This window comes from Pseudomonas sp. PDM27, assembly GCF_019219205.1.
GTDB classification, from domain to species: domain Bacteria; phylum Pseudomonadota; class Gammaproteobacteria; order Pseudomonadales; family Pseudomonadaceae; genus Aquipseudomonas; species Aquipseudomonas laurylsulfatiphila.
This window is the reverse complement of record NZ_JAHUWF010000014.1, coordinates 42,041-64,535: the sequence shown is the minus strand read 5'-3', so window position 1 is coordinate 64,535 and position 22,495 is coordinate 42,041. Positions and strand designations below refer to the sequence as shown.

Sequence of the window (22,495 nt, the reverse complement as noted above, 5' to 3'; positions counted from 1 at the left end):
GCCAGCGTATCTCGCCTATAGAAAGGAAAGCCAATCGATGCCGCAGGTGGATCCCGAACTCTTCGACCGTGGCCAGTTCCAGGCTGAACTGGCCCTGAAGGCAAGCCCGATCGCGGCCTTCAAGAAGGCGATCCGTCAGGCCCGCGAGGTGCTCGACGCCCGCTTTCGCAATGGCCGGGACATTCGTCGACTGATCGAGGATCGCGCCTGGTTCGTCGACAACATCCTGCAAAAGGCCTGGGAGCAGTTCAGCTGGAGCGAGGACGCCGACATCGCGCTGGTCGCGGTCGGTGGCTACGGCCGCGGTGAATTGCACCCTTATTCCGACATCGATTTGCTGATCCTGCTGGACAGCGCGGACCACGAAGTTTTCCGCGATTCCATCGAGCGCTTTCTGACACTGTTGTGGGACATCGGCCTGGAGGTCGGTCAGAGCGTTCGCTCGGTCGACGAGTGCGCCGTCGAGGCCCGCGCCGACCTGACGGTCGTCACCAACCTGATGGAAAGCCGCACCATCGCCGGCCCCGAGCGTTTGCGCCAGCGCATGCTGGACGTCACCAGCACCGGGCACATGTGGCCGAGCAAGGACTTCTTCCTGGCCAAGCGTGCCGAACAAAAGGCCCGCCACCACAAGTACAACGACACCGAATACAACCTGGAACCCAACGTCAAGGGCTCGCCCGGCGGCCTGCGGGATATCCAGACGATTCTGTGGGTGGCCCGTCGCGAGTACGGCACCCTGAACCTGCGGGCACTGGCGGGCGAAGGCTTCCTGGTCGAAAGTGAAAACGCATTGCTCGCCTCCTCCCAGGAGTTCCTGTGGAAGGTTCGCTATGCCTTGCACATGCTCGCCGGTCGCGCCGAAGACCGCCTGCTGTTCGATCACCAGCGCACCATCGCCGGGCTGCTGGGCTTCAAAGGCGACGACGCCAAGCAAGCCATCGAAAACTTCATGCAGCAGTATTACCGGGTGGTGATGAGCATCGCCCAGCTCAGCGACCTGATCATCCAGCACTTCGAGGAAGTCATCCTCGCACCGGAAGACGAGGCACCACCGCAGCCGATCAACTCGCGCTTCCAGCTGCATGATGGCTATATCGAAGCACGCAACCACAACGTTTTCCGCCGCACGCCGTTCGCCATGCTGGAAATTTTCGTATTGATGGCCCAGCAGCCGGAAATCAAGGGCGTACGCGCAGACACCATTCGCATGCTGCGGGAAAACCGTCACCTGATCGACGACGACTTTCGCAACGATATTCGCAACACCAGCCTGTTTATCGAGCTGTTCAAGTGCAAGATCGGCATCCACCGCAACCTGCGACGAATGAACCGCTACGGCATCCTGGGTCGTTATCTGCCCGAATTCGGCTTTATCGTCGGGCAGATGCAGCATGACCTGTTCCACATCTATACGGTCGATGCCCATACCCTGAATCTGATCAAGCACCTGCGTAAGTTGCAGTACACCCAGGTGTCGGAAAAATTCCCGCTGGCCAGCAAGCTCATGGGCAAGCTGCCCAAACCCGAGTTGATCTACATGGCCGGCCTGTACCACGACATCGGCAAAGGCCGGCATGGCGACCACTCGGACATCGGCGCGGTCGACGCCGAGGCGTTTAGCCAGCGCCATCAGCTGCCAGTGTGGGACAGCCGCCTGATCGTGTGGCTGGTGCAAAACCATCTGGTGATGTCGACCACCGCCCAACGCAAGGACCTGTCCGACCCGCAGGTGATCCACGACTTCGCACAGATCGTCGGCGACGAAACCCGCCTTGACTACCTGTATGTACTGACCGTCGCCGACATCAACGCCACCAACCCGACGCTGTGGAATTCCTGGCGCGCCAGCCTGCTGCGCCAGCTCTACACCGAAACCAAGCGCGCCCTGCGTCGTGGCCTGGAGAATCCGGTGGATCGCGAAGAGCAGATCCGCCAGACCCAGAGCGCCGCCCTGGACATTCTGGTGCGCGGCGGCACCGACCCGGACGATGTCGAGCAGCTGTGGGCGCAGTTGGGTGATGACTATTTCCTGCGTCACACCGCCGGCGATGTGGCCTGGCACAGCGACGCGATCCTCCAGCAACCGGCCGATGGCGGCCCCCTGGTGCTGATCAAGGAGACCACCCAGCGCGAGTTCGAGGGCGGGACCCAGATCTTCATCTATGCCCCGGACCAGCACGACTTCTTCGCCGTGACCGTGGCCGCGATGGACCAGCTCAACCTGAACATCCATGACGCCCGGGTCATCACCTCCAGCAGCCAGTTCACCCTCGACACCTACATCGTGCTCGACACCGACGGCGACTCGATCGGCGATAACCCGGCACGGGTCAAACAGATCCGCGACGGCCTGACCGAGGCCCTGCGCAACCCGGACGACTACCCGACCATCATCCAGCGCCGGGTACCGCGCCAGCTCAAGCATTTCGCCTTTGCACCACAGGTGACGATCCACAACGACGCCCAGCGGCCGGTGACGGTGCTGGAACTCACGGCGCCCGACCGCCCGGGCCTGCTGGCGCGGATCGGCACGATTTTCCTGGAGTTCGATCTGTCGCTGCAAAACGCCAAGATCGCCACACTCGGCGAGCGCGTGGAAGACGTGTTCTTCATCACCGACGCCCACAATCAGCCGCTGTCCGACCCGCTGCTGTGCAGCCGGTTACAAGATGCAATCGTCGAACAGTTGAGCGTCAACCAGGAACCCGATATCAAACTGTCGCGCATCAGCATCTGACTTAACGACGGCCCGCCTTTTGTAGGAGCGAGCTTGCTCGCGATGAACTCAAATACACCGCGTTGTTCTGGGAAGAACGCGTTATCGTTGACGACCATCGCGAGCAAGCTCGCTCCTACAGGGATCAGCGCCGCTCCAACACCGAACGAGATTTATCGATGAACAACGCTCTGTCCCAGCTCCAGCCTTACCCGTTCGAAAAACTCCGCGCCCTGCTCGGCAGTGTCACGCCCAACCCGGACAAGCGCCCTATTGCGCTGTCCATTGGCGAGCCTAAACACCGTTCGCCAAGCTTCGTCGCCGAAGCGCTGGCCAGCAATCTCGATCAGATGGCCGTATACCCGACCACCCTCGGTATCCCGGCCCTGCGCGAAGCCATCGCCGCCTGGTGCGAACGTCGCTTCGATGTCCCCAAAGGCTGGATCGACCCGGCGCGCAACGTGCTGCCGGTCAACGGCACCCGCGAGGCACTGTTCGCCTTCACCCAGACCGTGGTCAACCGTGGTGATGACGCGCTGGTGGTCAGCCCGAACCCGTTCTACCAGATCTACGAAGGCGCGGCGTTCCTCGCCGGGGCCAAGCCGCATTACCTGCCGTGCCTGGACGAAAACGGTTTCAACCCGGATTTCGATGCCGTTTCGCCGGACATCTGGAAACGCTGCCAGATCCTGTTCCTGTGCTCGCCAGGCAACCCGACCGGCGCACTGATTCCGGTTGAAACCCTGAAAAAGCTGATCGCCCTGGCCGATGAACACGACTTCGTGATTGCCGCGGACGAGTGCTACAGCGAGCTCTACTTCGACGAACAAACGCCGCCTCCAGGCCTGCTCAGCGCCTGCGCAGAACTGGGCCGCAAGGACTTCAAGCGCTGCGTGGTGTTCCACAGCCTGTCCAAGCGTTCGAACCTGCCAGGCCTGCGTTCGGGTTTTGTCGCCGGTGACGCCGACATTCTCAAAGGCTTCCTGCTTTACCGCACCTACCACGGCTGCGCGATGCCGGTTCAAACCCAACTGGCCAGCGTTGCCGCGTGGAATGACGAAGTGCATGTGCGCGCCAACCGTGCGTTGTATCGCGAGAAGTTCGATGCGGTACTGGAAATCCTCAGCCCGGTGCTGGACGTACAGCGCCCGGATGGCAGTTTCTACCTGTGGCCGAATGTAGCCGGTGACGACGCAGCGTTCTGCCGCGACCTGTTCGAGCAGGAGCACGTGACCGTGGTGCCGGGCTCTTACCTGTCACGGGACGTCGATGGCGTCAATCCGGGCGCCGGGCGCGTGCGCATGGCGCTGGTTGCGCCGTTGGCGGAGTGTGTCGAGGCTGCCGAACGCATTCGCGACTTCATCCAGCGCCGCAAGTAAGTCTCTCTGTAGGAGCTGCCGCAGGCTGCGATCTTTTGACCTTGAAAATCAAAAGATCGCAGCCTGCGGCAGCTCCTACAAGGGTCAGCGGTTATTTCACCTGGCCCAGTTTCGCTTCACTCAGATCAAGCTCCCCCAGCACCTCACGCAACACGTCATCGCCGATCTGGTGCTGACGACTGAGGCTATACAACTCCAGGCGCTGCGCCCGCAGCGCCTTCAAGCGCAAGCGCCGCTCCAGCAAGTCCATCTGAAAGGCCAGGGCCTGGGCTTCGGCTGAATCGTTGAACACCTCCAACTGGTGCCGGTACTCGGACATGATCCGCGCCTTGAGTTCGGCGGCCAGCGCGGACTGGGCGGCGTCCTGCGGGTTGACCTCTTCTGTCTCAAGCGCATGAATGGCCGCTTCGGCGGTCTTGCGCCAGGCGTCGCGCACTTCGTTGCGGCGCTTGTCGTCCGGGCTGGCTTCGATGCCGCGCAACAACAGTGGCAGCGCGATGCAGGCCGCAATCAACGACAGCAGAATCACCCCGGCGGCGATGAATATCAGCAGATCGCGCTCGGGAAACGCACTGCCCCCCATGAGCATCGGCACCGACATCACACCCGCCAGCGTCACGGCCCCGCGCACGCCGCCGACGGTCAGCAACCAGCAGGAACGCGCGCTTGGCACCCGGGTTATCTCAGCCTTGCCACGCCAGCGCCGCACAAAAATGGACAGCCGCCAGATGCTTTGCACCCAGACGAACCGCAAAACCAGCAGCACCAGGAAAATCGCCACCACATCCAGCCCGCGATACAACAACGTCGGCCATAGTGAGGTTTCGTGACTGGCCACCGCCTTGATGATGTCCGGCAACTGCAGGCCCAACAGCAGGAAAATCAAGCCGTTGAAGGCGAACTCCAGCAATGACCAGACACTGCGATTGAGCAGGCGCGTGTTGGTCTGGCGCGGCAGCAGATCGAGCCAGCTCTGCATCATCCCCGCCGCCACCGCCGACAGGATGCCCGACACGCCCACCCGCTCGGCCAGCACGTACGCGGCGAACGGCAGTAGCAACATGAAGACTACGTGTGTGGCCGGGTCGTCCCAGCCGCGGGCGATCATCCACGAACGCAGGCGCCCGACCAGCCAGCTCAACGCCACACCGGTGGCTAGGCCACCGATCGCCACCAGCACGAAAGTGACACTGGCGTTGGCCAGCGAGAACACACCGGTCACCGCAGCCGCCAGGGCAAACTTGAATGTCACCAGACCCGAAGCGTCGTTCATCAACGCCTCGCCCTGCAGCATGTGCATCAACGGCGTCGGCAAGCGGTTCTGGGAGATCGCCGAAACCGCCACAGCGTCGGTCGGTGACAGCACCGCCGCCAGCGCAAACGCCACCGGCAACGGCACACCGGGCAGCAGCCAATGAATGAAATAGCCGGCGCCAACCACGGTAAACAACACCAGGCCCACCGCCAGGGTCAGGATCGGTCCGCGCAGGTGCCAGAATTCGCGCTTGGGCATGCGCCAACCGTCGGAGAACAGCAGCGGTGGCAGGAACAGAAACAGGAACAACTCGGGATCCAGGGCCACATGCAACCCCAGGGTCGGCCACGCAAGCAATGCCCCGGCGGCGATTTGCACCAGCGGCAACGGCAGCGGGATCACCCGTCCGATCAGGCGCGAAACGCCGACCAGCATCAACAGGATCAGGACGGTGTAGGCGGTTTGCATAAAGCGTGGTTCCCGGACAATCGACAGCATGGAAGTGCCATATTAGCTGCTTAGAATGCGTGGGGCCCTTGCACCAATGTCGCACGCCGGAATACCGCCCTCCTGTAGGAGCGAGCCCGCTCGCGATGGTCGTTAACGATTACGCCGGCTGCCTGATACCCCGCGGCGCTCTCGGGTTCATCGCGAGCAGGCTCGCTCCTACGAGGGATTTATGGCATGACACCAATACAAACCCGACCACAGCCGCCGCGAAACCGTCCGGCCATGGCATAATCCTCCACCTTTTATTTCCAGCACCTGCAAAGGGGGCAATTCCTTGACCGCTTCAAGCAAAACGTTGCACCTTTTCGGCATCAAAGCCTGCGACACCATGAAAAAAGCGCGCACCTGGCTCGATGAACACGCTGTCAGCTATGACTTTCATGATTACAAAGCGGTCGGTATCGACCGTGAACACCTGACCCAATGGTGCGGCGAGCACGGCTGGGAAGTGGTGTTGAACCGTGCAGGCACGACCTTTCGCAAGCTCGACGACGAACGCAAAGCCGATCTCGACCAGACGAAAGCCATCGAACTGATGCTCGCACAACCCTCGATGATCAAGCGCCCGGTGCTCGATCTCGGTGACCGAACCCTGATTGGCTTCAAGCCAGATATCTACGCGGCCGCGCTCAAGTAAGCAGCCCGTTCAATTTTGTTAGAGGTATTCACATGTCCACTACCCTGTTCAGCCTGGCCTTCGGCGTCGGCACTCAAAACCGTCAAGGCGCATGGCTGGAAGTGTTCTACGCCGCCCCGGTTCTCAAGCCATCGGCTGAAGTCGTCGCTGCTATCGCACCGATCCTGGGCTACACCGAAGGCAATCAGGCCATCGCATTCAGCACCGCCCAGGCCTCGCAACTGGCCGAAGCCCTCAAAGGCGTCGACGCTGCCCAGGCTGCCCTGCTGACCCGCCTGGCCGAGAGCCACAAGCCGCTGGTCGCCACCCTGCTGGCTGAAGACGCCCAGCTGTCGTCCACCCCGGAGGCGTACCTCAAGCTGCACCTGCTGAGCCATCGCCTGGTCAAGCCACACGGCCTGAACCTGGCCGGGATCTTCCCGCTGCTGCCGAACGTGGCCTGGACCAGCCAGGGCGCTGTCGACCTGAGCGAGCTGGCCGAACTGCAACTCGAAGCCCGCCTGCGCGGCGAGCTGCTGGAAGTGTTCTCGGTGGACAAATTCCCGAAAATGACCGACTACGTGGTTCCGGCCGGCGTGCGCATCGCTGACGCTGCGCGCCTGCGCCTGGGCGCTTACGTGGGCGAAGGCACCACCGTGATGCACGAAGGTTTCATCAACTTCAACGCCGGCACCGAAGGCCCGGGCATGATCGAAGGCCGCGTATCCGCTGGCGTATTCGTCGGCAAGGGTTCGGACCTGGGCGGCGGCTGCTCGACCATGGGCACCTTGTCGGGTGGCGGCAACATCGTGATCAAGGTCGGCGAAGGCTGCCTGATCGGCGCCAACGCCGGTATCGGTATCCCGTTGGGCGACCGCAACACCGTCGAGTCGGGCCTGTACGTGACCGCCGGTACCAAGGTCGCGCTGCTGGACGAGAACAATCAACTGGTCAAAGTGGTCAAGGCCCGTGAACTGGCCGGCCAACCGGACCTGCTGTTCCGTCGCAATTCGGAGACCGGCGCCGTGGAATGCAAAACCCACAAATCGGCCATCGAGTTGAACGAAGCGCTGCACGCTCACAACTAAGTGCCGCAGGCACCTGTGGGAGCGAGCTTGCTCGCGATGCTTTTTGGCAACCTTACGGACGCCATCGCGAGCAAGCTCGCTCCCACAAGGTCCGGTGTACATCCGCCCAAGTTCACAGGGCTGAACACATGATGATTCTCTCTCCCTGGCGCGCCGATTTTCCGGCCATCGCCGCCCTGCAGCGCCAAGGCCAGACCTATCTGGACAACGCCGCCACCACGCAAAAACCTCAAGCCCTGCTGGATGCCCTGGCGCACTACTACGCCAACGGCGCGGCCAACGTGCATCGGGCGCAACACTTGCCCGGCGCCCACGCCACCCAGGCGTTCGAGGACAGCCGTCGCAAAGCCGCGCAATGGCTCAATGCTGGCGATTGCGGGCAGATCATCTTTACCCACGGCGCGACGTCCGCGCTGAATCTCCTGGCCTATGGCCTGGAACCTCTTTTCAATCCGGGCGACGAAATTGTCATCAGCGCCCTGGAGCATCACGCCAACCTTTTGCCGTGGCAGCAACTGGCGCACCGTCGCGAGCTGAAGCTGGTGATCCTGCCGCTGGACGCCGATGGCGTGATCGACCTTGAAGCCGCCGCCGGTTTGATCGGCCCACGCACGCGTCTGCTGGCCGTCAGTCAACTGTCCAACGTGATTGGCGCGTGGCAGCCGCTGCCTCAATTGCTGGCACTGGCCAAGGGGCACAACGCCCTGACCGTGATCGACGGCGCCCAGGGTGTGGTCCATGGCCGCCACGACGTGCAAACATTAGGCTGCGATTTTTATGTATTCTCCAGCCACAAGCTCTACGGCCCCGATGGCCTGGGTGTGCTGTTCGGGCGCAATACCGCGCTGCAACAGCTGCGTCCCTGGCAGTTCGGCGGTGAAATGGTGCTCGATGCCAATTATCACGACGCACGCTTTCGCCCGGCCCCCCTGGGCTTCGAGGCCGGGACGCCGCCGATTGCCAGTGTGATAGGCCTGGGAGCGACCCTGGATTACCTCGCCGGGCTTGATCAGGACGCTGTGTCCGCCCATGAAACGGCGCTGCATGCCTGTTTGCTCAAGGGTCTTGAGGCACGTCACGGCATCCGCCTGCTGGGCAAGCCGCAAGTGGCACTGGCCAGTTTTACCGTCGAGGGTGTGCATAACGCCGACCTGGCGCATTTGCTGACTGAGCAAGGGATTGCGGTGCGCGCTGGCCATCACTGCGCCATGCCGTTGCTCAAACGCTTTGAACTGGCGGGGGCGATTCGGGTGTCGTTGGCGCTGTACAACGACTCCGAAGACCTGGAACGGTTTTTTGAAGCCCTGGATCAGGCGCTGGAGCTGCTGCGATGAACCTGCCTGCCGATGCCGTGACCGCACTCGATACCTTTGGCAAAGCCGCCGGCTGGGAACAACGCGCACGCCTGCTGATGCAATGGGGCGAGCGCCTGCCTGCCTTGAGCGACGCGCAAATGTGCGACGCCAACCGGGTGTACGGTTGTGAAAGCCAGGTGTGGCTGGTGGGCGAATTGCGCGATGGTCATTGGCAGTTCAGCGCCAACAGCGATGCACGGTTGATTCGCGGGTTGGTGGCATTGCTGCTGGCGCGGGTCAACGGCTTGTCGGCGGCCCAATTGCAGCAGGTGGATTTGCCGGACTGGTTCAATCAGTTGGGATTGGGGCGGCAATTGTCCCAGTCTCGTAGCAATGGCCTCAACGCCGTACTTCAGCGAATGAATGAGTTGGCCGGTTAATCGCCTTCGCGAGCAAGCCCGCTCCCACATTGGATTTCGGTCGTACACAAAAACTGTATTCACTGAACATCGAATGTGGGAGCGGGCTTGCTCGCGAAGAGGCCATCAGTAGCAACACTTAAATCTGAGGCTTGACCCGATCCGCCGGCCGCCGCACACCGGCCACAATCTTGTCCACAGCCTTGGTCGCCGCGACCATGCCGAAGGTCGCCGTCACCATCATCACCGCGCCAAACCCGCCGGCGCAGTCGAGCTTCACGCCATCACCGACAAAACTCTTCTGCAGGCAAATGCTGCCGTCCGGTTTCGGATAACGCAGCTGCTCGGTGGAAAACACGCACGGCACACTGTAATGGCGGGTCACGGTGCGTGAGAAGCCGTAGTCGCGGCGCAGCGTTGAGCGCACTTTCGACGCCAGTGGGTCGTTGAACGTGCGGTTCAGGTCGCAGACCTGAATCAAGGTCGGGTCGATCTGCCCGCCCGCACCGCCGGTGGTGATGATCTGGATCTTGCGACGCTTGCACCAGGCAATCAGCGCAGCCTTGGCGTTGACGCTGTCGATGCAGTCGATCACGCAGTCGATGTTCGCCGTGATGTACTCGGCCATGGTATCGCGGGTGACGAAGTCCGGCACCGCGTGCACCGTGCAGTGCGGGTTGATTCCGCGCAGACGCTCGGCCATCACCTCGACCTTGGGTTTGCCGACGGTACTGTCCAGCGCGTGCAACTGACGGTTGGCGTTGCTGACGCAGACGTCGTCCAGATCGAACAGCGAAATCTCGCCCACGCCACAACGGGCCATGGCTTCCGCCGCCCAGGAACCGACACCACCAACGCCGACAATCGCCACATGGGCTGCGCGCAGGCGCTCAAGGCCTTCGATGCCATACAAACGGGCAATGCCGGCAAAACGCGGATCTTCAGTACTCATGACCATTACCCCAAAAACCGGCGGGCATTATAAGACTTCGCAGCTACAAGATTTAAGTTTCAAGCAACAAATGTAAGAACTTATGTGAAAGCAGATTGCCCAACGTCAGGCATTTCCCTGTCCGATGTACGTTCAGTGAGCTGCCGGTGTAGGATGCGCGCCCCTTGGCGGCAGCCAACCGTTCCTTCGTTCCACAGCCTTTGGAACCTGAAATAACCATGTCATCGCGTAAATTTGGACTCAACCTGGTCGTGGTGCTCGCCATCGCGGCCTTGTTTACCGGCTTCTGGGCGCTGATCAACCGCCCCGTCACCGCCCCCAACTGGCCTGAGCAGATCTCCGGCTTCTCGTACTCGCCATTCCAGCAGGGCCAGTTCCCGCAGAAAGACCAGTACCCGACCGACGATCAAATGCGTCGCGACCTGGAGATCATGAGCAAGCTGACGGATAACATCCGCATCTACTCGGTCGATGGCACCCTGCAAGACATCCCGAAACTGGCGGAAGAGTTCGGCTTGCGGGTAACGCTGGGGATCTGGATCAGCCCGGACCAGGAACGCAACGAACGGGAAATTACCCGCGCCATCGAAATCGCCAACTCCTCGCGCAGCGTGGTTCGTGTGGTGGTCGGCAACGAAGCGATCTTCCGCAAGGAAATCACCGCCGCCGAACTGAGCGTGATGCTCGATCGCGTACGCGCCGCCGTGAAGGTGCCGGTGACCACGTCCGAGCAATGGCACGTCTGGGAAGAACACCCGGAACTGGCCAAGCATGTCGACCTGATCGCCGCGCACGTCCTGCCTTACTGGGAATTCATTCCAGTGGACAAGGCCCAGCAGTTCGTTCTGGATCGCGCCCGCGACCTGAAAAAGATGTTCCCGAAAAAACCGCTGCTGCTGTCCGAAGTGGGCTGGCCGAGCAACGGCCGCATGCGCGGTGGCGCCGATGCTTCGCCCGCAGACCAGGCGATCTACCTGCGAACCCTGGTCAACAAGCTCAATCGCCAGGGCTTCAACTACTTCGTGATCGAAGCCTTTGACCAGCCGTGGAAAGCCAGCGACGAAGGTTCCGTAGGCGCCTACTGGGGCGTGTTCAACGCCGCGCGCCAGCAGAAGTTCAACTTCGAAGGCCCGGTGGTGGCGATTCCGCAGTGGCGCGTACTGGCCGTTGGTTCGGTGGTATTGGCGCTGTTGTCGCTGACCCTGCTGATGATCGACGGCTCGGCCCTGCGCCAGCGTGGTCGCACCTTCCTGACCTTCATTGCGTTCCTCTGCGGTTCGGTGCTGGTGTGGATCGGTTACGACTACAGCCTGCAATACAGCACCTGGTTCAGCCTGACGGTGGGCTTCCTGCTCGCCCTCGGTGCGCTCGGGGTGTTTATCGTGTTGCTGACCGAGGCCCATGAACTGGCCGAAGCAGTGTGGGTACACAAGCGCCGGCGCGAGTTTTTGCCGGTGGAAGGCGACTCCAGCTACCGCCCGAAAGTGTCGATTCACGTGCCTTGCTACAACGAGCCGCCGGAGATGGTCAAACAGACCCTCAACGCTTTGGCCAACCTCGACTATCCGGATTTCGAAGTCCTGATCATCGACAACAACACCAAGGACCCGGCGGTCTGGGAACCGGTGCGCGACTACTGCGCAACTCTCGGCCCGCGCTTCAAGTTCTTCCACGTGGCACCGTTGGCCGGCTTCAAGGGTGGCGCGCTGAACTACCTGATTCCGCACACCGCCAAGGACGCCGAAGTGATTGCCGTGATCGACTCGGACTACTGCGTCGACCGCAACTGGCTCAAGCACATGGTGCCGCACTTCGCCGACCCGAAAATCGCCGTGGTGCAGTCGCCGCAAGACTACCGCGACCAGAACGAAAGCACCTTCAAGAAGCTCTGCTATGCGGAATACAAAGGCTTCTTCCATATCGGCATGGTCACCCGCAACGACCGCGACGCGATCATCCAGCACGGCACCATGACCATGACCCGCCGCTCGGTGCTCGAAGAGCTGGGCTGGGCCGACTGGTGCATCTGTGAAGACGCCGAGCTGGGCTTGCGCGTATTCGAGAAAGGCCTGTCGGCGGCGTACTACCACACCAGCTACGGCAAAGGCCTGATGCCCGATACCTTCATCGACTTCAAGAAACAGCGTTTCCGCTGGGCCTACGGAGCGATTCAGATCATCAAGCGCCACACCGCCAGCCTGTTGCGTGGCAAGGACACCGAGCTGACCCGCGGCCAGCGCTACCACTTCCTCGCAGGCTGGTTGCCATGGGTGGCGGACGGCATGAACATCTTCTTCACCGTCGGTGCGCTGTTGTGGTCGGCGGCAATGATCATCGTGCCGCAACGGGTCGATCCACCGCTGCTGATCTTCGCAATCCCGCCGTTGGCGCTGTTCGTGTTCAAGGTGGCCAAGATCATCTTCCTCTACCGTCGTGCGGTCGGGGTCAATTTGAAGGATGCCTTCTGCGCTGCGCTGGCCGGTCTGGCGTTGTCCCACACCATCGCCAAAGCGGTGCTGTACGGCTTCTTCACCAGCAGCATTCCGTTCTTCCGCACACCGAAAAACGCCGACAACCATGGTTTCTGGGTAGCGATTTCGGAAGCCCGGGAAGAGATGTTCATCATGCTGCTGTTGTGGAGCGCGGCGCTGGGGATTTATCTGGTCAACGGCATGCCGAGCAACGACATGCGCTTCTGGGTCACCATGCTGCTGGTGCAGTCGCTGCCGTATCTGGCGGCGCTGATCATGGCGTTCCTGTCGTCGCTGCCGAAACCGGCCGCCGAGCCTGAAACGGCACCTGTCGTCTAAATATCCGCAGATACACTAAACGGCGGCCAATGGTCGCCGTTTTGCTTTAAGATAACCGCCATTTTGCGGGGCTTGGCGGAGTACGGTTTGCCAACCGACCCAATACCTGTGGGAGCGAGCTTGCTCGCGATTACGGTGTAACAATCAATGTTTATGTTGACTGACACACCGCTATCGCGAGCAAGCTCGCTCCCACAGTAGCCCATGCCCAATTTCAAGTTTTCCGGAGTTTTCCATGACGGCCCACGCCGACCTTTCGCCGACCCTTCAACTCGCCATCGACCTGATCCGCCGTCCGTCCGTGACACCGATCGACGCCGATTGCCAGAAGCAGATGATGCAGCGCCTGGGCGATGCCGGTTTCACCCTGGAACCGATGCGCATCGAGGATGTGGATAACTTCTGGGCCACCCACGGCCAGGACGACGGTCCGGTGCTGTGCTTCGCCGGCCACACCGACGTGGTCCCGACCGGCCCGGTAACGGCCTGGCAGATCGAGCCGTTCAACGCGCTGATCGACGAACACGGCATGCTCTGCGGCCGTGGCGCCGCCGACATGAAAGGCAGTCTCGCCGCCATGACCGTCGCGTCCGAGCGTTTTGTCGCCGACTACCCGAATCACAAGGGCAAAGTCGCGTTCCTGATCACCAGCGATGAAGAAGGCCCGGCGCACCACGGCACCAAGGCAGTGGTAGAACGCCTCGCCGCGCGCAAGGAGCGCCTGGACTGGTGCATCGTCGGCGAACCGTCGAGCACCACCCTGGTGGGTGACGTGGTCAAGAACGGCCGTCGCGGCTCCCTCGGCGCCAAGCTGACCGTGCGCGGCGTGCAAGGTCACGTGGCTTACCCGCACCTGGCAAAGAACCCGATCCACCTCGCCGCTCCGGCGCTGGCAGAACTGGCCGCCGAGCATTGGGACCACGGCAACGATTTCTTCCCGCCGACCAGCTTCCAGATCTCCAACGTCAACTCCGGCACCGGTGCGACCAACGTGATCCCGGGTGACCTGGTGGCGGTGTTCAACTTCCGTTTCTCCACCGAGTCCACGGTCGAAGGCCTGCAAAAACGCGTCGCCGACATCCTCGACAAGCATGGCCTGGACTGGAACGTCGACTGGGCCTTGTCCGGCCTGCCGTTCCTCACCGAGCCAGGCGCGCTGCTGGACGCGGTGTCGTCGAGCATCAAGGACATCACCGGGCGCGACACCAAGGCGTCCACCAGCGGCGGTACCTCCGACGGGCGCTTCATCGCGACCATGGGCACGCAAGTGGTTGAGCTGGGCCCGGTCAACGCGACCATCCACCAGGTCAACGAGCGCGTGCTGGCAGCCGACCTCGATGTGCTGACCGAAATCTACTACCAGACCCTGATCAAGTTGCTCGCCTGATGCTTGCCTGCCCTATCTGCAGCGAACCGCTCAATGCGGTGGACAACGGTGTGGTCTGCCCCGCCGGGCACCGGTTCGACCGTGCGCGCCAGGGTTACCTGAACCTGCTGCCGGTGCAGCACAAGAACAGCCGCGACCCTGGGGATAACCAGGCAATGGTCGAAGCCCGCCGTGACTTCCTGAATGCCGGGCACTATGCGCCGGTGGCCAGGCGCCTGGCGGAGCTGGCCGCCAGCTATGCGCCGCAGCGCTGGCTGGACATCGGTTGTGGCGAGGGCTACTACACCGCGCAGATCGCCGAGGCGCTGCCAGAGGCCGAAGGTTATGCCCTGGACATCTCCCGCGAAGCGGTCAAACGCGCCTGCAAACGCAATCCGCAGCTCACCTGGTTGATCGCCAGCATGGCGCGGGTACCGTTGGCTTCCGGCAGTTGCCAGTTCCTCGCCAGCGTCTTCAGCCCGCTGGATTGGGAAGAAGCCAAACGCCTGCTCAGCGTCGGCGGCGGCCTGATGAAAGTCGGGCCGACCAGCGGCCACCTGATGGAATTGCGCGAGCGGCTGTACGATGAGGTCCGAGAGTACATCGACGACAAGCATCTTGACCTGGTGCCGGAAGGCATGGCGCTGGCGCACAGCGAAACCCTGGAATTCAAACTGACGCTCCACAGTGGTCAGGACCGGGCGAACCTGCTGGCCATGACGCCCCACGGCTGGCGCGCCAGTGCCGAACGCCGTACTGCCGTTATCGAGCAGGCCGAGCCGTTCGAGGTCACCGTGTCGATGCGCTACGATTATTTCGTTCTTCAATAACTTCAAACATTTTTGGTCTTGGGCAACGGCTCAAGGCCGGCTAAATCCGCGAATGGATTTTTCAGACCCGCAGTGAGGACATCCATGCGCCAGCCCGATATCGAGATTTACCTGAAAGACGCCGACGTCGATCACAAAGCCATTGCCGCCTGGCTCGGCGCGGCACTTGGGCCGTGTTCGGATTGGGTGCAGAAGGGCCAGACCTACAAGTGCAAGGCCGGCAACGTGCCGGTGACCTGGCTGCCAAAAGCGGTCGGCAAGTGGAACAGCCTGTACCTGGAAAGCGACCAGACCCCGTGGGACGACGACATCGCCTGCGCCCGCGCTGCATTTGCCGCGCTGAACGTCGAAGTGCGTTGCGCGCCGGGAACCTGGGTCGAGGAAGAAGGTGAAGAGACGGCGGACCGCTGGATTCGCATCAGCACCGACGGTGAAGAAGAGATCACCTGGAAGACCGCTTAAAGCAAAAAGATCGCAGCCTGCGGCAGCTCCTACAAGGTTATGGTGTAGGAGCTGCCGCAGGCTGCGATCTTTTGATCTTGAAATTACAGACCTACAACATCCTCAGCCTGCAACCCCTTCTGCCCTTCGACCACCGCATACTCAACTTGCTGGCCTTCGGTCAGTGAACGGTGCCCCTCGCCACGAATCGCGCGGTAGTGCACGAACACGTCCACCCCGTCCTCGCGCTGAATGAAGCCGTAGCCCTTGGCGTCGTTGAACCACTTCACGTTGCCGGTTTCGCGTGTTGCCATTTGTTCATACTCCCTTTTTATTATTGATCGGGCTTTTCGCAGGAAAGCCTCGGGAACGTCAGACTGCGCATACCGGTCCCATGAGGGCAACGGCGACAGAGCGCCGAGTATATGACAGACGCTGAAACTCTCAATAGCAGTTTACTTCGCCGCTTTTTTGCCGATTTTCGACGAATCCGGCACACTACGCAGCGCCCGAGCAAACGCTTGGTTTCATTCACTCATGCAGAAGCCGTATGACCCGTTCCCCGTTCCGCCGTCTTGTGTTTGGCACCCTGCGCCGACTGTTGTACCTCTGGGTTCGCTCGGAGACGATCAACCAGTCGTCGTTCACCCTCAACCTCGACCGCAGTCGTCCGGTGTTCTACGTCCTGCAAAACCCTTCGCTGACCGACCTTGCCGTGGTCGACACCGAATGCAGCAAGGCCGGCCTGCCGCGCCCGGTGCTGCCGGTATCGGTGGGCAACCTGCTGGAACCGGCCGCGTTCTTCTACCTGACGCCGGACCCGGACTGGCTCGGCCGCCAGGACAAGCGCGGCGCGCCGCCAACCTTGACCCGCCTGGTCAGCGCCCTGAGCCAGAACGCCGCCGAAGACGCGCAGATCATTCCGGTCAGCGTGTTCTGGGGCCAGTCGCCGGACAGCGAAAACAGCCCATGGAAACTCCTGTTCGCCGATAGCTGGGCGGTAACCGGGCGTCTGCGGCGCTTGCTGAGCATCATCGTGCTGGGGCGCAAGACCCGCGTGCAGTTCTCCGCACCGATCCACCTGCGCGAACTGATCGAGCACAACAAGGGCCACGAGCGCACCGTGCGCATGGCCCAGCGCATCCTGCGGGTGCACTTTCGCAACCTGAAGGCTGCGGTGATCGGCCCGGACATTTCCCACCGCCGCAACCTGGTCAAGGGCCTGCTGAACCAGCCGCAGGTCAGACAGGCGATCCTCGACGAAGCCGAACGCGAGAACATTTCACCGGAAAAAGCCAAGGCCCAGGCCCTGCGCTATGGCAACGAAATCGCCTCGGACTACACCTACACGGCCATCCGTTTTATGGAAGTGGTGCTGAGCTGGTTCTGGAACAAGATCTACGACGGCATCAAGGTCAACCACATCGAAGGCGTGCAGAAGGTCGCCCAGGGTCACGAAGTGATCTACGTACCCTGCCACCGCAGCCACATCGATTATCTGCTGCTGTCCTACCTGCTGTTCCGCAATGGCCTGACCCCGCCGCACATCGCCGCCGGGATCAACCTGAACATGCCGGTGATCGGCGGCCTGCTGCGTCGTGGCGGCGCGTTTTTCATGCGCCGGACGTTCAAGGGCAACCCGCTGTACACCTCGGTGTTCAACGAATACCTGCACACCCTGTTCACCAAGGGTTTCCCGGTGGAGTACTTCGTCGAGGGTGGCCGCTCGCGCACCGGGCGCATGCTGCAACCGAAAACCGGGATGCTGGCGATCACCCTGCGCAGCTTCCTGCGTTCGTCGCGCATGCCGATCGTGTTCGTGCCGGTGTACATCGGCTACGAGCGCGTACTGGAAGGCCGGACCTACCTCGGCGAATTGCGCGGTGCGGCCAAGAAGAAAGAATCGATCTTCGACATCTTCAAAGTCATCGGCGCACTCAAGCAGCGTTTCGGCCAGGTAGCGGTGAACTTCGGCGAGCCGATCAAACTGGCGGAATTCCTCGACAGCGAACAGCCGGACTGGCGCCAACAGGAACTCGGCCCGCAGTTCAGACCGGCCTGGCTCAACGAAACCACCAACCGCCTCGGCGAGAAGGTCGCCCAGCATCTGAACGAAGCGGCAGCGATCAACCCGGTCAACCTCGTTGCCCTGGCGCTGCTGTCCACCAGCCGCCTGGCCCTGGACGACCGCGCCATGGCACGGGTGCTCGACCTGTACCTGGCGTTGTTGCGCAAGGTACCGTACTCGCCGCACACCACCCTGCCGGACGGTGACGGCCGGGCGTTGATCGAGCACGTGAAGGACATGGACCTGCTGTCCGAGCAGAGCGATGCCCTGGGCAAGATTCTGTATCTGGATGAGCAGAACGCCGTCCTGATGACCTACTACCGCAATAACGTGCTGCACATCTTCGCCCTGCCGGCCCTGCTGGCGAGCTTCTTCCAGAGCGCCTCGCGCATGAGTCGCGAACAGATCCTGCGCTACACCCGCGCGCTGTACCCGTACCTGCAAGCGGAGCTGTTCATTCGCTGGTCGCCGGAGGAACTGGATGCGGTGATCGATCAATGGCTGGAGGCGTTCGTCGAGCAAGGCCTGCTGCGTTTCGAGAACGATGTGTACCTGCGCCCGGCGCCAAGCTCGCGGCATTTCGTGCTGCTGACGCTGCTGTCGAAAAGCATCGCCCAGACCCTGCAGCGCTTCTACATGACCGTGTCCCTGCTGCTCAACAGCGGCCAGAACAGCATCAGTGCCGAAGAACTGGAAGACCTGTGCACGGTCATGGCCCAGCGCCTGTCGATCCTGCATGGCCTGAACGCCCCGGAGTTCTTCGACAAGAGCCTGTTCCGCCACTTCATCCAGACCCTGCTCGACCTCGACGTGCTCAAGCGCGACGAAGCGGGCAAGCTCGGTTATCACGAACTGCTCGGCGAACTGGCCGAAGGCGCGGCCAAACGGGTGTTGCCGGCGGAGATCCGCTTGTCGATCCGGCAGGTGGCGTTGCATCGCAGTGAAGATGCGGCGGAGCTGGTCACGCCGCTCTGACTCACTCACATCTCTGCGCGGAAGTTTCATGGCTGAAGCAAGGATGCTTCTGACTCATGCCACTTCCTTTTCGCCCCGGCTCGCAGGAACTCGCCTACATAGCAAACGCTGCCTCGACCCTATGCTGGACGCTCGTCACTACCGACGATCAATTGATAAGGAAATCAATATGAACAACGAAACCGTAAAAACCATTAGTGGCAAAGTGAGTTACGCAGTAAAGATGGCGCTGCCGCGTAACTCGACTCTTCAGGTCCGCCTGCTGGATGTCAGCCTGCAAGACGTCCTTGCGAAGGAACTGGCCGCACAGATCACTGCCAACGCCGAAAAACCCGACGGGCTGAACTTCAACCTGACGTACAAGCTCGCTGATGTCTTGCCCGGCCATACCTATGCAATCAGCGCGAGCATCACCCACGAAGACCGTCTGATCTTCGCCACCACTCAACCACACCAGGTGGAACTGGGCGTCGATTATGTAAATGAGCAGGAAGTGTGGGTCAGCCTCGTCTGAGAACATCCCCGAGGCAAGTTGCGCGATATCCTCGGTAAAATCCGTTAAATTGTCGTTGGCGTCGGTCTTCTTCGGGCGCCAATGACAAGGATCCGCTTCATGAAAAAACTCTCTCTCCTCGGGCTTGCGGTTTTGCTCGGCGCCTGCCAGTCCATGCAACCTGCCCCGAAAGCCAGCCTCGACGGCGAAGTCTTTTACCTGCAACGCAGCGCCCTGCCGCCCACCGCTACCCTGAGCGTGAGCTTGCAGGACGTGTCTCTGGCCGACGCACCAGCCATTGTCCTCGACGAACAGAACGGCCCGGTCAAAGGCCAGGTGCCACTGCCGTTTCATCTGAGTTACGATCCGGCGCAGGTCAAACCAGGCCATCGTTACTCGGTCAGCGCGCGCATCGAAGTCGATGGAAAGCTGATGTTCATCACCACCGAAAACCATGCCGTGCGTCTTGATGGCAAGGACCCGCAACCGTTGAAAATCCGCGTCGACGCCGTTCGCTAATTCTCTCTTTTTTGAACAAGGAAGCTGCCATGCTCCGCCCTACCCTTCGTTTTGCCGGCCTGTGCGCAGGTTTGATGATCTGTGCCAACGCCCTGGCGCTGTCCCTCAGCGACCTGTCGCAGAAAGACGCCACCGGTGGGCTCAAGGACGCACTGACCCAAGGCGCGCAACTGGCCGTGAAACAGCTCGGCACCCCGGGCGGCTTCAGCAACAACCCGGAAGTAAAAATCGAACTGCCGGGCAAACTGGGCAAGGTCGCCAGCAAAATGAAACAGTTCGGCATGGGTGACCAGGTCGATGAATTGGAAGCCAGCATGAACAAGGCGGCCGAAACCGCCGTGACCCAGGCCCAGCCAATCCTCGTCGATGCCGTGAAGAAAATGACCGTGGAAGACGCCAAGGGCATCCTCAGCGGCGGCAACGACTCGGCCACCCAATACCTGAACAAGACCAGCCGCGAACAGATCCGCGCCAAGTTCCTGCCGATCGTCAAGCAAGCCACCGACAAGGTGGGCCTCGCCCAGCAGTACAACTCGTTCGCCGGGCAAGCGGCAACAATGGGCGTATTGGACGCGAAGAATGCCAACGTCGAAAACTACGTCACCGAGCAGGCGCTGAATGGCTTGTTCGAAATGATCGGCAAACAGGAAGAAACCATCCGCCAGAACCCGGCGGCTGCGGCGACCAGTTTGGCGAAGAAGGTATTCGGCACGCTCTAAGCCACAACATAAAACCCTGTGGGAGTGGGCCTGTTCGCTCCCACATTGGTTCAGGTCACGGAGGCAGGTCGTAGAAAAAACACCCACTCCTGTCCCATCTTCCGCTTCTCAAATAACTTCAACTCGACCAGCCCATTCAATGTGGCGGATGCCGTGTTGTAAGAGCACCCCAGGTTTTCCTTCACATTGACCGCAGTAAATTCCTTGGCCATTCCGCTCTTGGCCGCTTGAAACACGGCCCGCTGATTCTCCGTGAGTTGCTCGAGAAAACCACTTTCCCGCAACCATCGATCAAAGCACTCGGCATCAACCAGACTTTTCCGATACGCCTCGGTAAAACTGCCCACGGCACGCAGCACCACCGAACACTGGAAATCGATGAAATACGTCAGATCCAGATCATCCGCCTCGGTATCCAGGTATGAGCGCCCGTACCTCACCGGTGCATTGCGTAACAAGACGCTGATCGCGATGTAGCGGAACGCCGAGAAGTCATTCTTGAACATGAACCAGTAAAACAGCGCCCGCGCGACCCGACCGTTGCCGTCACGAAAAGGATGCTCATAACCCAGGGCAAAATGCAGAGCGATGCCTTTGATCAGAGGATGAAGGTAATCCGCTTGATGGAGGTTGTCATGGGAATGGTTGATCCATTGCGCCAGCGCCTGCAAACGCAACCCGATACCTGCTGCGGGCGGTGGCGTATGAACGGTGTTGCCCTCGCCATCCTGCACCACGACATCATCACGGCTTCTGAACACCCCCGGCGAATACTGCGGATCATCGATGCCCTCGACGCCAACGCGGTGCATCGCCGCGATCAACTCAACGCTCAGAGGCTCGTAGCGCTGCTCCCAGGCGAAGTTCATCATCTTGAAATTACCGATGACCATTCGCTCGTCCGGCGTACGCGGCAGGCGATGACGCTTGAGCATGTCCTTGGCCACACGTGTCGTGGTTGCCGCGCCTTCGAGCTGGCTGCTACTGATGGCTTCATCTTCGATCAGGTCATTGAGCAGATAGCTGAAGTGCGCACGCTCGCCGATCTGGCTGGTCATGTACTCCAGCACGGCCGTAGTGGTTTGCCGGTCTACCGCGGAAATAGCCTTTTGCGCCAGTGGCGTCAGCACGAATTGCAGCCACCGCACCGGATCACCCAATGGCAAAAGACTCGAATACTGCGCCGTCCGGGCTTTCTTGACCAAGGCCCAGCACAAACTGGAATCCAGACCCGGCGCCCAGCGATAGCGCAACGCATCGAATGGCAGATAACGCCCCTGATCGTCCAGGGGCTTGAGCAGAGCCAAGTAATCCGCGAGACGTTCCTTGTGAGGCGACTGCCCTAGCCGATCAAACACCGGGTCGGTCCGTCCCCGCAACTTGGGTGGGTTCTTCATACGCACTGTCTCAAACATTCACAAAACCGGGGTTTGAGTACAACACCTGGGCTCATGAGCCTCAATATCAGACGGGTCCGAGATAAATGTAGGAACAATGAGGGCCCGTTGATGGGTACGGGTTCAGCGGGCTTCTTCCTATTGCTATTGCTGCTGATCCAACTGATCGAGGACGCGATTCACTGATAGTTGCGCGAGGACGATCATCTGCTGAATGCCGAGTACCAGATTGCAGGTTGGGCCGTTCAGGATGGACGACAGTTCGGTTGCCATTACATTGGCTGAGGCGAGGGTTTCGTAGGCATGGACCAGCAAGGTTTCGGAATCGACGCCTGGGTGGATGGTGAAAATTGGGCAGGGGCGGTTTGAAGTTCTCGTTTGTTTCTCGGATTCAGAGGCAGAGTAATCAGGACTGTCTTTGATCATTGCGAAGCTCCCAAAGTAGGCGCCTAACGACTATTCGCGGGCTTGCAGTCCCGGTCGCTGAATTGGCAGCGACGGACAAAGGCTAGAGATCGTGCTTCTGACGGGCAAGCTGAAAGTCTTGTGGGAATGGTCTGAATGGTTGGCTTTGGCGGTAAACGTTGTTGACTGTTGGGCAGCCATCGCGAGCAAGCTCGCTCCCACAGTTGGGCCGGGGACAC

At 61.0% G+C, this 22,495-nt stretch carries 19 protein-coding genes; 14 read left to right on the top strand and 5 right to left on the bottom strand.

All coding sequences use genetic code 11. The features are described from left to right. The first annotated feature begins 37 nt into the window (after positions 1–37). Entirely contained in the window at positions 38–2,740 is a 2,703-nt protein-coding gene (locus KW838_RS24605; protein WP_218503827.1) for a [protein-PII] uridylyltransferase, read from the top strand. Positions 2,741–2,898: 158 nt separating this feature from the next. Continuing rightward, the gene (gene dapC, locus KW838_RS24600) at positions 2,899–4,098 is read left to right on the top strand and encodes a succinyldiaminopimelate transaminase (protein WP_102699383.1); all 1,200 of its coding nucleotides are present in this window, start codon (positions 2,899–2,901) and stop codon (positions 4,096–4,098) included. A gap of 91 nt (positions 4,099–4,189) precedes the next feature. Here dapC and KW838_RS24595 read toward each other — a convergent pair whose 3' ends face one another. Further along, entirely contained in the window at positions 4,190–5,821 is a 1,632-nt protein-coding gene (locus KW838_RS24595; RefSeq protein ID WP_218503826.1) for a Na+/H+ antiporter, read from the bottom strand. A gap of 316 nt (positions 5,822–6,137) precedes the next feature. On the opposite strand from KW838_RS24595, the gene KW838_RS24590 reads away from it, so the two are divergent. The 4 genes from KW838_RS24590 (at position 6,138) to KW838_RS24575 (ending at position 9,302) form a co-directional block, all read left to right on the top strand. Then, complete coding sequence (locus tag KW838_RS24590) at positions 6,138–6,500, top strand: ArsC family reductase (protein ID WP_218503825.1); 363 nt, start codon at positions 6,138–6,140, stop codon at positions 6,498–6,500. Positions 6,501–6,532: 32 nt separating this feature from the next. Further along, complete coding sequence (dapD, locus tag KW838_RS24585) at positions 6,533–7,567, top strand: 2,3,4,5-tetrahydropyridine-2,6-dicarboxylate N-succinyltransferase (RefSeq protein ID WP_015093756.1); 1,035 nt, start codon at positions 6,533–6,535, stop codon at positions 7,565–7,567. Between the two features lie 128 nt (positions 7,568–7,695). Next, on the top strand, positions 7,696–8,901 hold the full coding sequence (locus KW838_RS24580) for an aminotransferase class V-fold PLP-dependent enzyme (protein WP_218503824.1): 1,206 nt from the start codon (positions 7,696–7,698) through the stop codon (positions 8,899–8,901). Next, positions 8,898–9,302 (top strand): SufE family protein, encoded by a 405-nt coding sequence (locus KW838_RS24575; RefSeq protein WP_218503823.1) that lies wholly within the window; start codon positions 8,898–8,900, stop codon positions 9,300–9,302. The genes KW838_RS24580 and KW838_RS24575 overlap by 4 nt, the downstream gene beginning before the upstream one ends. 118 nt (positions 9,303–9,420) lie before the next feature. Here KW838_RS24575 and tcdA read toward each other — a convergent pair whose 3' ends face one another. Next, on the bottom strand, positions 9,421–10,239 hold the full coding sequence (gene tcdA, locus KW838_RS24570) for a tRNA cyclic N6-threonylcarbamoyladenosine(37) synthase TcdA (RefSeq protein ID WP_218503822.1): 819 nt from the start codon (positions 10,237–10,239) through the stop codon (positions 9,421–9,423). 212 nt (positions 10,240–10,451) lie between these two features. Between tcdA and KW838_RS24565 the strand changes: the two genes are divergently transcribed. The 4 genes from KW838_RS24565 (at position 10,452) to KW838_RS24550 (ending at position 15,701) form a co-directional block, all read left to right on the top strand. Continuing rightward, on the top strand, positions 10,452–13,043 hold the full coding sequence (locus KW838_RS24565; protein ID WP_218503821.1) for a glycosyltransferase: 2,592 nt from the start codon (positions 10,452–10,454) through the stop codon (positions 13,041–13,043). 235 nt (positions 13,044–13,278) lie between these two features. Next, positions 13,279–14,430: a succinyl-diaminopimelate desuccinylase gene (dapE, locus tag KW838_RS24560; protein WP_218503820.1), complete on the top strand. Its 1,152-nt coding sequence runs from the start codon at positions 13,279–13,281 to the stop codon at positions 14,428–14,430. Continuing rightward, on the top strand, positions 14,430–15,239 hold the full coding sequence (locus tag KW838_RS24555; protein WP_218503819.1) for a putative RNA methyltransferase: 810 nt from the start codon (positions 14,430–14,432) through the stop codon (positions 15,237–15,239). The genes dapE and KW838_RS24555 overlap by 1 nt, the downstream gene beginning before the upstream one ends. Before the next feature lie 84 nt (positions 15,240–15,323). Beyond that, complete coding sequence (locus KW838_RS24550; RefSeq protein WP_218503818.1) at positions 15,324–15,701, top strand: hypothetical protein; 378 nt, start codon at positions 15,324–15,326, stop codon at positions 15,699–15,701. Positions 15,702–15,784: 83 nt separating this feature from the next. Here the strand turns inward: KW838_RS24550 and KW838_RS24545 are convergent, their stop codons facing one another. After that, the gene (locus tag KW838_RS24545; RefSeq protein ID WP_007954750.1) at positions 15,785–15,994 is read right to left on the bottom strand and encodes a cold shock domain-containing protein; all 210 of its coding nucleotides are present in this window, start codon (positions 15,992–15,994) and stop codon (positions 15,785–15,787) included. A 236-nt stretch (positions 15,995–16,230) separates the two neighbouring features. Here KW838_RS24545 and plsB point away from each other — a divergent pair, with 236 nt between their 5' ends. The 4 genes from plsB to KW838_RS24525 all read left to right on the top strand — a co-directional run bounded on the left by plsB (position 16,231) and on the right by KW838_RS24525 (position 20,454). Continuing rightward, positions 16,231–18,723, top strand: coding sequence for a glycerol-3-phosphate 1-O-acyltransferase PlsB (gene plsB, locus KW838_RS24540; protein WP_218503817.1), 2,493 nt, complete (start codon positions 16,231–16,233; stop codon positions 18,721–18,723). Between the two features lie 169 nt (positions 18,724–18,892). Continuing rightward, positions 18,893–19,237: a YbaY family lipoprotein gene (locus tag KW838_RS24535; protein ID WP_218503816.1), complete on the top strand. Its 345-nt coding sequence runs from the start codon at positions 18,893–18,895 to the stop codon at positions 19,235–19,237. A 99-nt stretch (positions 19,238–19,336) separates the two neighbouring features. Further along, complete coding sequence (locus KW838_RS24530) at positions 19,337–19,735, top strand: YbaY family lipoprotein (RefSeq protein WP_102699394.1); 399 nt, start codon at positions 19,337–19,339, stop codon at positions 19,733–19,735. A gap of 29 nt (positions 19,736–19,764) precedes the next feature. Beyond that, entirely contained in the window at positions 19,765–20,454 is a 690-nt protein-coding gene (locus tag KW838_RS24525) for a DUF4197 domain-containing protein (RefSeq protein ID WP_102699395.1), read from the top strand. 50 nt (positions 20,455–20,504) lie between these two features. Here KW838_RS24525 and KW838_RS24520 read toward each other — a convergent pair whose 3' ends face one another. Further along, the gene (locus KW838_RS24520; protein WP_218503815.1) at positions 20,505–21,851 is read right to left on the bottom strand and encodes a Fic family protein; all 1,347 of its coding nucleotides are present in this window, start codon (positions 21,849–21,851) and stop codon (positions 20,505–20,507) included. Positions 21,852–21,995: 144 nt separating this feature from the next. Next, positions 21,996–22,277, bottom strand: coding sequence for a DUF6124 family protein (locus KW838_RS24515; RefSeq protein WP_218503814.1), 282 nt, complete (start codon positions 22,275–22,277; stop codon positions 21,996–21,998). Positions 22,278–22,495 lie beyond the last annotated feature (218 nt).

Coding starts and splice junctions, on each gene's coding strand:
- KW838_RS24565 (WP_218503821.1), top strand. CDS start 10,452: ATGTCATCGCGTAAATTTGGACTCAACCTGGTCGTGGTGCTCGCCATC.
- dapE (WP_218503820.1), top strand. CDS start 13,279: ATGACGGCCCACGCCGACCTTTCGCCGACCCTTCAACTCGCCATCGAC.
- KW838_RS24525 (WP_102699395.1), top strand. CDS start 19,765: ATGCTCCGCCCTACCCTTCGTTTTGCCGGCCTGTGCGCAGGTTTGATG.
- KW838_RS24580 (WP_218503824.1), top strand. CDS start 7,696: ATGATGATTCTCTCTCCCTGGCGCGCCGATTTTCCGGCCATCGCCGCC.
- tcdA (WP_218503822.1), bottom strand. CDS start 10,239: ATGGTCATGAGTACTGAAGATCCGCGTTTTGCCGGCATTGCCCGTTTG.
- dapC (WP_102699383.1), top strand. CDS start 2,899: ATGAACAACGCTCTGTCCCAGCTCCAGCCTTACCCGTTCGAAAAACTC.
- KW838_RS24575 (WP_218503823.1), top strand. CDS start 8,898: ATGAACCTGCCTGCCGATGCCGTGACCGCACTCGATACCTTTGGCAAA.
- KW838_RS24545 (WP_007954750.1), bottom strand. CDS start 15,994: ATGGCAACACGCGAAACCGGCAACGTGAAGTGGTTCAACGACGCCAAG.
- KW838_RS24530 (WP_102699394.1), top strand. CDS start 19,337: ATGAAAAAACTCTCTCTCCTCGGGCTTGCGGTTTTGCTCGGCGCCTGC.
- KW838_RS24555 (WP_218503819.1), top strand. CDS start 14,430: ATGCTTGCCTGCCCTATCTGCAGCGAACCGCTCAATGCGGTGGACAAC.
- KW838_RS24535 (WP_218503816.1), top strand. CDS start 18,893: ATGAACAACGAAACCGTAAAAACCATTAGTGGCAAAGTGAGTTACGCA.
- KW838_RS24550 (WP_218503818.1), top strand. CDS start 15,324: ATGCGCCAGCCCGATATCGAGATTTACCTGAAAGACGCCGACGTCGAT.
- plsB (WP_218503817.1), top strand. CDS start 16,231: ATGACCCGTTCCCCGTTCCGCCGTCTTGTGTTTGGCACCCTGCGCCGA.
- KW838_RS24520 (WP_218503815.1), bottom strand. CDS start 21,851: ATGAAGAACCCACCCAAGTTGCGGGGACGGACCGACCCGGTGTTTGAT.
- dapD (WP_015093756.1), top strand. CDS start 6,533: ATGTCCACTACCCTGTTCAGCCTGGCCTTCGGCGTCGGCACTCAAAAC.
- KW838_RS24595 (WP_218503826.1), bottom strand. CDS start 5,821: ATGCAAACCGCCTACACCGTCCTGATCCTGTTGATGCTGGTCGGCGTT.
- KW838_RS24605 (WP_218503827.1), top strand. CDS start 38: ATGCCGCAGGTGGATCCCGAACTCTTCGACCGTGGCCAGTTCCAGGCT.
- KW838_RS24515 (WP_218503814.1), bottom strand. CDS start 22,277: ATGATCAAAGACAGTCCTGATTACTCTGCCTCTGAATCCGAGAAACAA.